Source organism: Streptomyces sp. BJ20, assembly GCF_022869105.1.
Lineage (GTDB): Bacteria > Actinomycetota > Actinomycetes > Streptomycetales > Streptomycetaceae > Streptomyces > Streptomyces griseoincarnatus.
Window position 1 is genome coordinate 4,689,586 of the sequence record NZ_CP094918.1, and the last position, 13,031, is coordinate 4,702,616.

Below are 13,031 nucleotides of genomic sequence, written 5' to 3' on the forward strand. Positions count from 1 at the left end.
GAGCGGTCGAGCTTCCCGGTGAGCAGGTAGGTGTCGGCCGACAGGTGTCCGCCGTCGCGCTCGCGCCGGGCGCCGCGACGGCGCCGGCCATGAGTGCGGTGGTGACGAGCACGCCGGCCGAACCGACCGCCACCACCCGCCTCTCGCTCTGCTGTCCCTCAAGAGGGCCTCCCCGTACATGGTTTCGACGCCTACGGGGTTGGTCCTCGTCTCCCGGGGGTCACGGGCGACAGAGGGGATACGCCTTCCTTGCCAATCCGAAAAGCGGATATGACGGTGGTGTCATGCGGACGCCGGGGACGCGGGAGTGAAGGAGGCGGGCGCCCGGTCCAGCAGCCGGCGCAGCCTCAGGGCGTCCGGCGCCACGGCGCTGACCAGGACGGCGGGCCCGGACAGCGGGAGGACGGCGAGGCCGTCGGCGGGCACGCCGGGCGCGATCGGCTTCTCCGTGAACTCCGCATCGACCACGACGAGTTGACCGGCGGCACGGTGGCCGCCCAGCACGGCGGGGCCGTCCCAGCCGCCCGGGGCGCCGGGGCCGCAGTCGAGTTCCTGGTCGAGGACGGGGCGCCCGTCGACGCGCACGGTCAGCCGGGAGGTGAGCCGTCCGGGAGCCTCCCCGGTCCGCCCCAGCGCCAGCTCCTCGCGGAGAACCAGCCGGGCACCTGACTCCAGGTCGACGTGGGTGTGGACGGCCAGCTCGCTGCCCCTGACGGAGATCAACGGCTCGGGCAGCCAGTGCAGTTCTCCCCCGGCGGCGACGGTGATCCGCACGTCCTGGCGCGCCCGTCCCCCGTGCTGGCCCGGCAGGGCGAGCGTGGCGGCGGCCGAGCCGACCCGCAGCCGGGCACCCGTGCCGACGTCGGCGCGGACGGTGAAGTGATCCCCGCCGTGCGGGCCGCTCATCGCTCCGACGACCGAGACGTGCGCGGTGGCGCCGCTCCCCCGCGTGCGCCGCAGGGCGAGCGGGCCCCGGCTCTCCAGCACGGGCAGGGCGGTACCGCCCCGGCCGTCCGCGCGGGCGCGGATCTCCGCCTCCGCCCGGACGCCCGCAGTGTTCACGCCGCCCACGCGGCGAGCCGCTGCCGCACCCAGGACGCCACCGCGGCGACCCCCTCGTCCTCGCGCAGTGACTGGAACACCACGGGCAGGTCGGCGCGTTGCGCCTTGGCGTCGACCGCCATCCGGCCGAGGTCCGAGCCGACGTACGGGGCGAGGTCGGTCTTGTTCACGACCAGCAGGTCGGCGGTGGTCACGCCGGGGCCGCCCTTACGCGGGATGTCGTCCCCGCCGGCCACGTCGATCACGAAGATCTGCGCGTCGACGAGCCCCTTGGAGAAGGTCGCGGTGAGGTTGTCCCCGCCGGACTCGACGAGGACGAGGTCCAGTGGCCCGACGGAGTCCTCCAGGTCCTCCACCGCCTCGAGGTTGGCGGAGATGTCGTCACGGATCGCGGTGTGCGGGCAGGCGCCGGTCTCCACGGCGGTGATCCGCTCGGGGGGCAGGACGGCCTCCCTGCGCAGGTACTCGGCGTCCTCGCGGGTGTAGATGTCGTTGGTCACGACGGCCAGGGACACCTCGTCCCGCAGCGCCCGGCAGAGCGCGGCGACGGTCGCGGTCTTCCCTGATCCGACGGGCCCGCCGAGCCCTATCCGCAGCGCACGGCGCGTTCCGTCGGGCCGCCGGGCGTCGGCGCCCATGACGGCGGGCCCGGGGTGGGGGTCGATGTGATCACGATGCATGCGGGGCACCTCCGGGAGTCGCGGCACGTCCGGGGCGATACGGGGACGGACCGTCGGGGGTTGTCGGGTCGGGGCGAGGTCGGGGCCGGTGGCGGACGGGACCGGGACGGGCCCCGGTGGGCGGACGGGAACCGAGACAGGCCCCGGTGGGCGGACGGGAGCCGAGACAGGCCCCGGTGGGCGGAACGGGCGCCGGGGCGGACCCCGGTGGGCGGAACGGGCCTCCCCGCCGACAGCCTGCCGGTGCCGGGGTCGGGCGCCGCGAGCGGGAGCCCGCGAGCCTCCGCACAGCCAACCTCGCGGGCCGGCTGGGCCGAGGGTCCACGGGGGCGGCGACACCTCCGGAGCCGCACCCCCACCGACCCCTCAGGGGCGCGGGGAACTGCGCGAGCAGCCCCAGCGGACCCCATCCGGCGAGGAACCGCACGCGCAGGCCCGGCGGGCCGAGGGGTGTCCGTGCGGCGGGCGGGCGTCCCCGCCGGCGCGCTTCCGGCGCCGGCGCGGCCGCTCCGAGTGGAAGTCGGGCCGAGGCCCAGGTGGCGGTCATGACGCGAACAGGCGTCCCGCGCGGGCCGCGTGCGCTTCGGCGAAGAGTTCCAGCAGGGGCGCCGACGCCGCGGGGAGGGCGTCGGCGCCTTCCTCGGCGACCCGGTGGGCCGCCCGTACCGCCGTCTCCGCCACGCGGTCCGCCTCCGGCGCCAGGCGGGCGAGGACCGCCGTCGCGTCGAACGGGTCGAGGCTGAGCAGCCGTACCGTCGCGGTCGCGGGTCCGCCCACGCTTTCGTACAGGGCGCAGTGTGCCGCGTCCTGAGGGCCGAGTCCGGCAGCCCGCGCGGCCACCCCCAGCACCACCGGCTGGTGCGCGCCCCTCGCGAACCGCCGCGCCAGGACGTCCAGTTCGGGACTCGCCCAGGTGGCACGGGCGGCGCGCAGCAACTGGCGGCCCAGCTTGCGTGCCGCCGCGCGCAGTGCGGGCGAGGGCGTGCGGGCGTCGGCGGCCGCGTCCAACTCCCCCGGGTCCACGCCCAGCGCGGCGGACGCGGCGACCGCGGCCGACACCAGACCCGTGGTGTGCAGCCGTCCCCGGCAGAAGTCCTCCAGGCTCTTCGCGCCGGTGATCCGCCCGGCGCGAACCGCGGCCTCCGCCCCGCCGGAGTGGGCGTGCCCGCCCGCGGGGAACCGTCCGTCGGCCAGGACGAGCAGCGCTGCCCTGGACATCAGAAGAGGAAGTAGCGCTGGGCGAGCGGAAGTTCCTCGGCCGGTGTCGCCTCGACCAGTTCTCCGTCGATGCGCACGGCGAAGCTGTCGGGGTCGATCCGCACGTCCGGGAGGGCGTCGTTCTCCCGCATGTCCGCCTTGGTCACCGCGCGCGTGGAGTCGATGACCGCCCACCGTTTGCCCAGCCCGAGCCGGTCCGGCAGCCCCGCGTCGAGGGCGGTCCGGGCGACGAAGTTGACCGAGTTGGCCGCGGGCGCACGTCCGGTCGCGCCGAACATGGGCCGGGGCAGCACCGGCTGCGGCGTCGGGATGGACGCGTTGGCGTCCCCCATCTGCGCGTAGGCGATCTGCCCGCCCTTGAGGACGAGGTGGGGCTTGACCCCGAAGAACTTCGGTTCCCACAGCACGAGATCGGCCAGCTTGCCGCTCTCCACGGAGCCGATCTCGCCGGCCATGCCCTGCGCCACCGCCGGGTTGATGGTGTATTTGGCGACATAGCGACGGACCCGGTGGTTGTCGGCGCGCCCGTCGCCGGGCAGCGCGCCGCGCCTCCGCTTCATCACGTGGGCCGTCTGCCAGGTCCGCATGACCACCTCGCCGACGCGTCCCATCGCCTGGGAGTCGGAGGAGATGACGGAGATGGCGCCGAGGTCGTGCAGCACGTCCTCCGCGCCGATGGTGGACGGCCGGATCCGCGACTCGGCGAAGGCGAGGTCCTCCGGCACGGCGGGGTTGAGGTGGTGGCACACCATCAGCATGTCGAGGTGCTCCTCGACGGTGTTGACGGTGAACGGCCGCGTCGGGTTCGTGGAGCTGGGCAGGACGTGCGGCTCGGAGACGACGGTCATGATGTCCGGCGCGTGCCCGCCGCCCGCACCCTCCGTGTGGTACGCGTGGATGCCGCGCCCGGCGATCGCGGCGAGCGTGTCACCCACGAAACCGGCCTCGTTGAGGGTGTCGGTGTGGATGGCGACCTGCACGCCGGTCCGGTCGGCCGCGGTGAGCGCGGCGTCGATCACGGCCGGGGTGGACCCCCAGTCCTCGTGCAGCTTCAGTCCGACGGCGCCGCCCCGGATCTGCGACAGCAGGGCTTCCTGCGACACGGTGTTGCCCTTGCCTAGCAGCCCGATGTTCAGCGGGTACGCCTCCATCGCCTCCAGCATCCGCGCCAGGTGCCAGGGGCCGGGCGTGACGGTGGTCGCCTTGGAGCCCTCGGCGGGTCCGGTCCCGCCGCCGACCAGCGTGGTGATGCCGGAGGCCAGCGCCTCGTCGGCGATCTGCGGGCAGATGAAGTGGACGTGCGCGTCGATCGCCCCGGCGGTCAGGATGCGCCCGTTGCCGGCGACGATCTCGGTCTCGGGGCCGATCACCAGGTCGGGATGGACCCCGTCCATGGTGTCGGGGTTGCCGGCCTTGCCGATGCCGGTGATCCGGCCGTCGCGGATGCCGACGTCGGCCTTGACGACACCCCAGTGGTCGACGACGACCGCGCCGGTGATCACCGTGTCGGGGGCACCGTCGGCGCGGGTGACGGTGGCCTGGCCCATCGACTCGCGGATGACCTTGCCGCCGCCGAACACCGCCTCGTCGCCGGCGCGTCCGGGGCCGCCCGAGCGGTCCTCCTCGATCTCGATCAGCAGATCGGTGTCGGCGAGCCGGATCCGGTCGCCGGTGGTCGGCCCGAACAGGTCGGCGTACGCCTCGCGGGAGATCTCAGGCATCGAGCGCGCCCCCCGTCTCGCCGCGCAGCCCGGGCACGGTCCGCGCCCCGGCCAGCGGCACCAGATCGACCTCGACGGGGATGCCGGGCTCGAACCGTACGGCGGTGCCGGCGGGGACGTCGAGCCGCTTGCCGCGGGCCGCGGCACGGTCGAACTCCAGGCCCGGGTTGGCCTCGGCGAAGTGGTAGTGCGAGCCGACCTGCACGGGCCGGTCGGCCGCGTTGAGGACGGTCAGGCGGGTGGTCCCGCGGCCCTCGTTGTAGACGATCGGGCCCTCGGCGAACAGGATCTCTCCGGGTGTCACGGCGCTCCTCCCGTCAGACGATGGGGTCGTGGACGGTGACGAGCTTGGTGCCGTCCGGGAAAGTGGCCTCCACCTGCACGTCGGGGATCATCTCGGGGACGCCGTCCATGACGTCGTCCCTGGTGAGCACCTTCCGCCCGGACGCCATCAGCTCGGCGACGGTCCGGCCGTCGCGGGCGCCCTCGAGGAGGTGCGAGGTGATGAGGGCGACCGCCTCCGGGTGGTTGAGCTTGAGACCGCGGTCGCGGCGCTTCGCCGCCACGTCGGCCGCCACATGGATGAGCAGCCTCTCCTGCTCGTGCGGGGTCAGTTGCACGGCATCCACCTCACCGTCCTCGCTCCGGGCCGTGCGGGGCCCGGTGGCCGCGGCCACGGGAAGGATCCCCGGTGGCGTGGACCCGGAGGCTAGCCGGGCGGCGTTTCGAGGACGTTAACCGCGCGGCGCCCGGCTCGGCCGTCCGTGTCGGCCGCGGCCGGCCCGGCCCAGGCGCCTCACGTGGCGCGGCCGATGACCATCAGGGCGCGTGTGCCGTCGGCGAGCGCCTGCGGCGGGATGTCGCCGAACAGGGCCATCTGGGCGGCGAATCCCTGCACGAGCGCGATCATCGCGCGGGCCATCGCGTCCACGTCGGCGTCCTCGGGCAGGAGTCCGGCGTCCTTGTAGCTCTGCGCCATGCCGCCCCACGCCGAGCGGATCTCGGCATAGCCGTCGGCCAGCACGGCCGTCAGTCCGGGATTGCGGGTGGACTCGGTCCACACCTGGATCATCAGCCGCGGGAACAGCCACTCCCCCGTGTCCAGGGTCGTCGGCCGCAGCTCACGCATCGTCGCCAGGGCGCGCGGCACCAGCACGTCGGGGGTGGGCGGCGGGCTCTCCCGGGCCGCCTGCTCCAGGGTGCCGCGCACCGTCTCGAGCACCTCGGAGGCGATGGCCGCGATCAGCTCCTCCTTGCCGCTGAAGTACCGGTAGACGGCGCCGGCGGAGAGATCCACCTCCTTCAGCACGTCCTGCATCGACGTGGCATGGAAGCCGTTGCGGGCGAAGCAGACCGCGGCGCCGTCGAGGATCTGCCGGCGGCGGGCGTCGAGGTGTTCCTGAGATACGCGAGCCATGCCGCCAACCTAAAACGAACATTCCTTCTTGACAAGGGAACGAGATGGCGGGACGGTGTGGGCGAGGCCAAAACGAACGATCCTTCTTTTTAGAGGAGCTCCTCATGTCTCCCACGTCCTTGCCGACGCACCGGCGGATCGCGGCCGTCCTGGTGCTGATCCCGACCCTGGTGGCGCTGGCCCTGTGGGCCTTCGCCTGGCCCGCGGCGCGCACGGCGCCGCGCGACGTGCCGCTCGGCGTGGCCGGCCCGCCCGCCGCCACGGCGCCGGTCGCGCATCAGCTGGAGCAGCGCGAGGGCGCGTTCGACCTCCATCGGTACGCCGACGAGGCCGAGGCGCGGGACGCGATCGAGGACCGGGAGGTGTACGGGGCGGTCGTGGTCACCCCGCAGGGCCCGAAGCTGCTGACCGCGTCCGCGGCGAGCCCGGCGGTGGCGCAGCTGCTCCAGCAGGCGGTCGCGCATCAGGCGGGCGCCCCGGGTCAGGCCGTCCCCACGGAGGACGTGGTGCCGGCCGCGGCGAGCGACCCTCGTGGGGCGGTGCTGAACACGAGCGTGCTGCCGCTGGCGCTGGCCGGGATCGGTGCGGGGGTGGCGGTGACACTGCTCGGGCTGCGGGGGCTTGTCGCGGTGGGCGCGCTGGCCGGGTCGGCGGCACTGGTCGGCGCGGTCGCCGCCACTCTGTCGCACAGCTGGCTGGACGCCCTGCCGGGCAACTGGTGGGCCGTGGCGGGGACGTTCGCGCTGGCCACGCTGGCGGTGAGCGGCGCGGTCGCGGGTCTCGCGGCCCTGCTGGGACGACCCGGCCTCGGGCTGGGCGCGCTGTTGATGATGCTGATCGGCAACCCCTTCTCGGGTGCGGCGTCCGCCCCGGAGATGCTGCCCGAGCCGGCCGGCGTGATCGGCCAGTGGCTGCCGCCGGGGGCCGGGGTGTCGCTCCTGCGATCGGTCGCCTTCTTCGACGGGGCGTCGGCGGTGGGGCCCGCACTCACGCTGACGTGGTGGGCGGTGCTGGGACTGGGCGCGGTGCTGGTGGGCCACGCCGTGCGCGGCCGTACGGCACCCGCCGCCGACGCGACGGAACGCGAACCGGCACTGGCTCGCTGACGCCCCTCTGGACGACGCCGGGCCGGTGCGACTGCGCAGACTCCCGATGACCGCCGCCGCCCATCCGCAGTCATGGCGCGGCCCGGATCGCGGAATGCCCCTGGATCGAAGTGCAGAAGCCCCGACACACGACGCCTTCAGCACTGGTGCGACGATGCCGAGATGCGCGAGGTCGATGAGTTGATGAACGTCGATGATCCAGCCTGGCCGCTCCTTCTCCAGGAGTTGTCCGGCAGTGACGTACCAGTTGAGGTGCTGCCCGGCGATGCCGGGACAGGCCGTACTTCTCTGCTGCAGCTCCAGGTCTCGGCCCGGTCGCACCTGGGAGCAATCGTCCTGAACAGTGGCGGTCTGCTGGTGGACAGTGGCTGGTTGCGGATCTTCGGAAGCCCGGGCAGCGCCGGCATCGAAAGGCTGCCGGGCCTGGGGGAGATCAACAAGATGCCCTCGACGTTCGATCCGGCCTGGCGGCCAGGGGCGGGACTCATCGTTGCGCACGATGTGCTCGGCGGGGTGTTCGCGCTCAACGGGGGCGACCCGAGCGCGGCTGGCCGGCCCGGCGATCCGGGCGAGATCATCTACTTCGCCCCCGACTCCCTTGACTGGGAGGGGTTGGGCGCCGGGCACTCCGCTTGGCTGTCCTCGATGCTCTTCGGAGGGCTGCGGGAGTTCTACGGGAGCCTGCGGTGGGACGGCTGGCGCAGCGAGGTGTCCGCGCTGACCGGTCGGCAGGGCTTGGCGTTCTTCCCGCCGTTGTGGTCGGCCGAGGCTCGCCAGGACCTGCCGGCGACCAGTCGCCGTGCGGTGCCCATGGCGCAACTGCTGGGGCTGAGCCGCGACTCGTGCCTGCAGTTCGACGGCGCCGACCCGGGGTTCCTAGGACTCCTATGAACTGGCTGTGCAGCCAGACGCCGACAGCGGATGAGTGTGGCGGCGATACCGGCGAGTGCGAGGAAGTGTCGCCTTATGAGTGATCGTTCGCTATCTCCCGCCTGGCTGGCCTCGTGGAGCAGCAGGGTCTCGGAGACCCTGCTGGCAATGACACGCGAGTTCGAGCGTCGGCACGGCTTTCCCCCGGGAGTCAACGAGGTCCGGCCGGCCGACCACGCCGACCTGTCCGCGGCTCGGACGCTCGCCCAGGTCAGCCTGGTCCCTGGCGACCTGGTCACCTTCTACGAGAGCATCGGCGAGGTCACCTGGGCAGACGTCGGCAATGGCTACTTCGTCGCCTCGGCAGCCGATGTCCTCCTGGGGTTCCAGCAGTACGGCACTGTCGATCTCGGCGCGGACCAGAAGCACAGGGGCCTGGTCATCGGCTCGAACGGTGGCGGCCTGTCCTATGCCGTCGGCCCCAGCGGGGTGATCTACCGGACGCGAACGGCGTCGCTGGACGAACCCGAGCTCGACCGAGTAGCTGATGACCTGCGGGAGCTTCTCGGCCTGTTGGAACGATCCCTGACACAGTTCGCCGCCAACGGCGACCCGGGATCGCTCTAGCCGCAGACGCGGGACGCGCCCCCGCCCGCGTCAAGAGCCCGCCGACCCCCGGTGCTCCGCCGCGATGCCGAAGCGGCCGTGTTCGCGTGGGGCGGACGGGACCTCGTGCAGGCCCGCCACCGTGCTGATCACCGGCTCCTCCGCCGCGCCCTCGGCTTCCTCCAGGCGTCGCAGGTCGTCCGCGGAGACGAGGGCGACGAGCGGCTTCCCGTGACGGGTCACGACGACTCGCTCACCGCCGTACACCACGCGGTTGATCAGGTCGGCGAGCTCGGCCCTGGCCTGGGTCACCGGAATCTCGTAAGCCATACGGCCATCATAACGTCACGTACGTCCTGTACATTTTTTACAGACAACGAGACAGGAGGGCACCATGACGCGACCGCCCGTCCCCCCCTCGGGGCACCGGACCTCCGACCCGTACGCGCAGCTGCTGGAGGAGCGGATCGTCGTCCTGGGCACGCGGATCGACGAGACCGCGGTGAACGACGTGACGGCCCAGCTCATGTACCTCGAGCACCGCGCCCCGGACCGCGACATCTCGGTGTACGTGAACTCCCCCGGCGGCCCCTTCCACGCCATGTCCGCCCTGCACGACGCCCTGACGTACGTCACCTGCGACGTCGAGACGGTCTGCCTGGGCCGGGCGGAGGGCACGGCAGCGCTGCTGCTGGCCGCCGGCACACCGGGGAAGCGGTACGTCCTGCCCGGCTCCCGGCTGGTGCTCCGTCAGCCCGCCCTCCCCGAGCCCGTGGAGGGCAGCGCGAGCGACCTGGCGATCCGGGCCGGCGAGCTGGCCCGGATCAGGGCCCGCACGGAGCAGTTGCTGGCCCGGCACACCGGCCGGCCCGCGGACCGGGTGCGGGCCGACCTGGAGCGGGACCTCGTCCTGGACGCGCAGGCCGCCGTGGACTACGGCCTCGCCGACCGGATCGTGCCGCACCACCGCAGCGCCCGTACCGCGACCGGCGCGAGGTGAGCCGAGGATGCTGCCCGAACTGCCGCCGCTGCCCGCGCTGACCCGGGCGGAGGCCGAGCTGATCGACCGATACCTGGAGGTCGTCGACCTGCTGGGCCGGGTCAACCCGGCTCGGCCCGGCGACACCTACCGAAGCCTGCGCGCCGCCCAGGCGCTGGTCGGCAAGGCGGTCGCGCTGCGCGACGCGCTGACCGTGATGCACCGGCGGGGCGAGACCGAGCTGCACGCCGAGACCCTGGCGCGCGCCCTGCGGGTGCTGGACGGCGAGCGGCGCACGGCGAGGGTCACGCTGCCGCCGCGGACGGGGCGTTGACGGGAGCGGGCCCGGAGCGACGGGCCCTGCTCGACGGCACACCGCGCGACGAGTTGAAACGGACCGAACGGCGTACCCCCGTCCGGCGTAGACGAACCTCCTTTTTTCTGGCCGTCGAACTTGCGCACCTGCCCCCGCCGAGGGACGGAATCGACCATTCCACCCCTGGTCCTGGCCTCACACGCCCTCTTGACGGCGACTCGAACGGACAGCTGTCCACCCGAACGGGTGAGTGGTGAGTAACAACACAAACCCCCCGTTCCGTTGGGAAATCGCTCGCGCCATGGGTCAAGATCCCTGACTGACGACAAGACCCCGCCACCGCGGCGGGGCGATCCGGGCGGACGCCGAGTCCTGCCGCCGCCCGGATGACCGGTCGACAGGAGTGGATCGGCAGGAGTGGAGGACCCAAGCACGACGGGTCGCCGGCATACGCGCGGTGCGTGTGCCGAGCAGCCCTTGGGGTGAAGCCGCGTCAGCGGCCGGGCTACTTCGCCAGCCCGAATCCGACAGGTCATCCTTCACAGGCGGCTGACGAAGGGTTGCGCATGAGTGCGCTCAATCGTGTCCCGTCTCTCATGGCCCGGGCCGGCACGGCCTCGGCCCTCACCCTCGCCGCCGTCGGCGGATCGATCGTGGTACCGGGAGCGGCCGGCGAGGCCGCCGCGGCGACCGTGGGCAGCAAGGCCCTGAAGGTCGCGGCGTCCAAGAAGGGGGCGCCGTACCAGTGGGGGGCGACCGGACCGAGCCGGTTCGACTGCTCGGGCCTGACGCTGTACTCGTTCAAGAAGGCGGGGAAGAAGCTCCCCCGCACGGCCGCCCAGCAGTACAACAAGACGCGCCACATCTCCAAGAGCAGCCGTAAGGTCGGGGACCTGGTGTTCTTCCACTCGGGCAGCTACGTGTACCACGTCGGTATCTACGCCGGTAAGAACAAGATCTGGCACGCCCCGAAGACCGGGGACGTGGTGCGGCTGCAGAAGATCTGGACCAACAGCGTCTGGTACGGCCGCGTGAAGTGACGGGCGGAGGCGGCGGCGCCCGCGGGAGCGCCGTCGCCGGGCCGCGACCGGCCACGCGGGCCCCTCGCCCGCGTGGCGTCCCGCAGGGCCCGGCGGGGTCGCCCTCAGGACGACGACCGCCCCGGGCCCCGCATGCCGCCCGTCACGGTCCACGCACGAGGCGGACGACGCCGCCGGGGGGCACCGCGCCGCGGGCGGCGGCCGTCGGCCCCACCTGCCCGCACGGATCGTGACGCGACATCACGGCTCCGGCTGCGCGACCGCGATGACCGTCTCCGTGGGCTGGACGGTGGCGGCGCCGGGCCATGGAAGTTCGACGGCGACCGTCTTGCCGCCGTCGCGGGTGGGCCGGATCCTCAGCCGGCCGCCGCACTCCGCGGTGAGCCAGCGGATGATGACCAGGCCGCGCCCGTTGTCCTGCTGGACCGCCGCGGGAAGCCGCTTGGGGAACCGGGGGTGGCTGTCCGTCACCCCGATGTGCACCCGCTCGTCGCGGACCAGGACGACGTCCACCGTGAACGTGGGCGACTGCCCGAAGGTGTGCTGCACCGCGTTGGTCGCCAGCTCGGAGACGATCAACCGGACGGTGTCGCAGAGTTCGGCGTCCGGTGGCAGCCCCCATTCCGCCAGCGCACCGGCCACATGGGCCCGCGCGGCGGAGACCGAGGCGGGATCGCTCGGCAGAGTGACGGATGCTTCCAGATGGTCTGCCATGGCGACGTCGTCCCTTTCCCACGGGACCGCAGTCCGACACGGAGCGGTTGGTTCGAGTACGGTCCCGCACTGGTGCTTCGTCGCCAGAGTGCCATCACCGCAGGGCGCCGCGTGGCGATCCACCAAGATATGCATATATCTGTCGCTCAAAGCGGTGAACTCTGCGACGGGAGACCGTATCCGGGCGGCCCGGAAGGAGTAAGGAGAAGCCCATGCAGCACGGTCCCGCGGTACGCCGCAGGAAACTGGGCGCCGAACTGCGCGCGCTGCGCACGGCGGCCGGGCTCACGAGCGGCGACGCGGCCCGGCTGGCGGGCTGGCACCAGTCGAAGGTGAGCCGGATCGAGACGGGCACGAGCGGGACGAAACCGGACGACGTACGGTTACTCCTCGACGTCTACGGCGTGGACGACCCGCAGTTGCGGGAGTTGCTGCTGGTGCTGTCGGGCACCGGCGACGGCGACGGGCGGCACCACTGGTGGCACGCGTACCGGGGTGTGCTGCCGCCGACGTACCGGGATTTCATCAGTCTGGAGTCGCAGGCGAGCGCGATGCGCACCTTGGAGACCACCGTGGTCCCGGGGCTGCTGCAGACGCCCGAGTACGCGCGGGCGGTGACGGCGGCGGCCCTGGAAGGCGCCTCGGAGGAGCGGCTCGACGCCCTCGTGGAGGTGCGGCTGGCCCGGCAGGACGTGCTGCGCGCCGAGCCCCCGCTGGAGCTGTGGGCGGTGCTGGACGAGGCCGTGCTGCGCCGGGAGGTGGGCGGTCCCGAGGTGATGGAGCGTCAGCTGGACCGGCTGGTCGAGGCGTCCCGGTTGCCACAGGTGCGGTTGCAGGTCCTGCCGTTCAGCGCGGGCGCGCACATCGGCGTGACGGGTCCCTTCGTCATCTTTTCATTTCCGCGCACATCTGACCTGGATGTGGTGGTGCACGACCACTTGACGACTAGTCACTACCTGGAACGGAAAGAAGACCTCCGGGCGTACTCGGAGGCCTTCGAGGCCCTGGCGAGCCACGCCCTCTCTCCCGAGGAATCGTCGGAATTCATCGCCGGCGCAGCGGCCGGCGCGTAAGGAGGCACGATGCCTGCACCGCCTCGGACCATCCCGTCCAGCCTCGCCCTGCGCGATGTGCGGTGGCTGCGCAGCAGCTACAGCACAGGGGCGAACAACTGCGTGGAGGCGGCCCGGCCGGCGGCCGGACTGCTCGCCGTGCGCGACAGCAAGGCCCCGGACGGGCCCGCGCTGCTCTTCTCGCCCGACGCCTGGGCCCGCTTCGTGACGGCGGTCCACTGATCCGGCG

Annotated in this window: 17 protein-coding genes and 1 riboswitch; of the genes, 8 read left to right on the forward strand and 9 right to left on the reverse strand. The window is 72.9% G+C overall.

The features are described 5' to 3' along the window. Positions 1-282: 282 nt before the first annotated feature. The 7 genes from MTR79_RS21110 to MTR79_RS21140 all read right to left on the reverse strand — a co-directional run bounded on the left by MTR79_RS21110 (position 283) and on the right by MTR79_RS21140 (position 6,098). Positions 283-1,071 carry an urease accessory protein UreD gene (locus MTR79_RS21110; protein ID WP_189364075.1) on the reverse strand — a complete coding sequence of 263 codons (789 nt, stop codon included), beginning with the start codon at positions 1,069-1,071 and terminating at the stop codon, positions 283-285. Further along, positions 1,059-1,742: an urease accessory protein UreG gene (gene ureG / locus MTR79_RS21115; RefSeq protein WP_086704557.1), complete on the reverse strand. Its 684-nt coding sequence runs from the start codon at positions 1,740-1,742 to the stop codon at positions 1,059-1,061. The genes MTR79_RS21110 and ureG overlap by 13 nt, the downstream gene beginning before the upstream one ends. Before the next feature lie 543 nt (positions 1,743-2,285). Next, positions 2,286-2,960 carry an urease accessory UreF family protein gene (locus MTR79_RS21120; protein ID WP_189364076.1) on the reverse strand — a complete coding sequence of 225 codons (675 nt, stop codon included), beginning with the start codon at positions 2,958-2,960 and terminating at the stop codon, positions 2,286-2,288. After that, positions 2,960-4,681 (reverse strand): urease subunit alpha, encoded by a 1,722-nt coding sequence (locus MTR79_RS21125; RefSeq protein ID WP_086704554.1) that lies wholly within the window; start codon positions 4,679-4,681, stop codon positions 2,960-2,962. Before MTR79_RS21125 ends, MTR79_RS21120 begins: the two co-directional genes overlap by 1 nt. Further along, a complete protein-coding gene (locus tag MTR79_RS21130; protein ID WP_086704553.1) occupies positions 4,674-4,985 on the reverse strand; it encodes an urease subunit beta in 312 nt (103 codons plus the stop codon). Before MTR79_RS21130 ends, MTR79_RS21125 begins: the two co-directional genes overlap by 8 nt. Positions 4,986-4,998: 13 nt before the next feature. Next, positions 4,999-5,301, reverse strand: a complete 303-nt coding sequence (locus MTR79_RS21135) for an urease subunit gamma (protein ID WP_189364145.1) — start codon at positions 5,299-5,301, stop codon at positions 4,999-5,001. 176 nt (positions 5,302-5,477) lie between these two features. Further along, positions 5,478-6,098, reverse strand: a complete 621-nt coding sequence (locus tag MTR79_RS21140) for a TetR/AcrR family transcriptional regulator (RefSeq protein ID WP_086704551.1) — start codon at positions 6,096-6,098, stop codon at positions 5,478-5,480. A gap of 104 nt (positions 6,099-6,202) precedes the next feature. Between MTR79_RS21140 and MTR79_RS21145 the strand changes: the two genes are divergently transcribed. The 3 genes from MTR79_RS21145 (at position 6,203) to MTR79_RS21155 (ending at position 8,701) form a co-directional block, all read left to right on the forward strand. Next, a complete protein-coding gene (locus MTR79_RS21145; RefSeq protein WP_244791771.1) occupies positions 6,203-7,204 on the forward strand; it encodes an ABC transporter permease in 1,002 nt (333 codons plus the stop codon). A 162-nt stretch (positions 7,205-7,366) separates the two neighbouring features. Then, positions 7,367-8,095, forward strand: a complete 729-nt coding sequence (locus tag MTR79_RS21150) for a DUF2625 family protein (RefSeq protein WP_244791773.1) — start codon at positions 7,367-7,369, stop codon at positions 8,093-8,095. 147 nt (positions 8,096-8,242) lie between these two features. Beyond that, positions 8,243-8,701, forward strand: coding sequence for an SMI1/KNR4 family protein (locus tag MTR79_RS21155; RefSeq protein WP_244791775.1), 459 nt, complete (start codon positions 8,243-8,245; stop codon positions 8,699-8,701). Between the two features lie 30 nt (positions 8,702-8,731). Here MTR79_RS21155 and MTR79_RS21160 read toward each other — a convergent pair whose 3' ends face one another. Beyond that, the gene (locus tag MTR79_RS21160; protein ID WP_102639726.1) at positions 8,732-9,010 is read right to left on the reverse strand and encodes a type II toxin-antitoxin system Phd/YefM family antitoxin; all 279 of its coding nucleotides are present in this window, start codon (positions 9,008-9,010) and stop codon (positions 8,732-8,734) included. A gap of 64 nt (positions 9,011-9,074) precedes the next feature. Here MTR79_RS21160 and MTR79_RS21165 point away from each other — a divergent pair, with 64 nt between their 5' ends. From MTR79_RS21165 to MTR79_RS21175, 3 genes are all read left to right on the forward strand, one after another. Then, entirely contained in the window at positions 9,075-9,680 is a 606-nt protein-coding gene (locus MTR79_RS21165) for an ATP-dependent Clp protease proteolytic subunit (protein WP_244791777.1), read from the forward strand. Between the two features lie 7 nt (positions 9,681-9,687). Next, entirely contained in the window at positions 9,688-9,993 is a 306-nt protein-coding gene (locus tag MTR79_RS21170; protein WP_189364081.1) for a hypothetical protein, read from the forward strand. Positions 9,994-10,328: 335 nt separating this feature from the next. Next, a riboswitch (cyclic di-AMP (ydaO/yuaA leader) is annotated at positions 10,329-10,538 on the forward strand. 3 nt (positions 10,539-10,541) lie between these two features. After that, on the forward strand, positions 10,542-11,015 hold the full coding sequence (locus tag MTR79_RS21175; protein WP_048456336.1) for a C40 family peptidase: 474 nt from the start codon (positions 10,542-10,544) through the stop codon (positions 11,013-11,015). A gap of 240 nt (positions 11,016-11,255) precedes the next feature. Here MTR79_RS21175 and MTR79_RS21180 read toward each other — a convergent pair whose 3' ends face one another. Then, on the reverse strand, positions 11,256-11,729 hold the full coding sequence (locus tag MTR79_RS21180) for an ATP-binding protein (RefSeq protein ID WP_189364082.1): 474 nt from the start codon (positions 11,727-11,729) through the stop codon (positions 11,256-11,258). 212 nt (positions 11,730-11,941) lie between these two features. Between MTR79_RS21180 and MTR79_RS21185 the strand changes: the two genes are divergently transcribed. Both MTR79_RS21185 and MTR79_RS21190 read left to right on the forward strand, forming a co-directional pair. Next, complete coding sequence (locus MTR79_RS21185; protein WP_189364083.1) at positions 11,942-12,802, forward strand: helix-turn-helix transcriptional regulator; 861 nt, start codon at positions 11,942-11,944, stop codon at positions 12,800-12,802. A gap of 9 nt (positions 12,803-12,811) precedes the next feature. Further along, positions 12,812-13,024, forward strand: coding sequence for a DUF397 domain-containing protein (locus tag MTR79_RS21190; protein ID WP_102639731.1), 213 nt, complete (start codon positions 12,812-12,814; stop codon positions 13,022-13,024). Positions 13,025-13,031 lie beyond the last annotated feature (7 nt).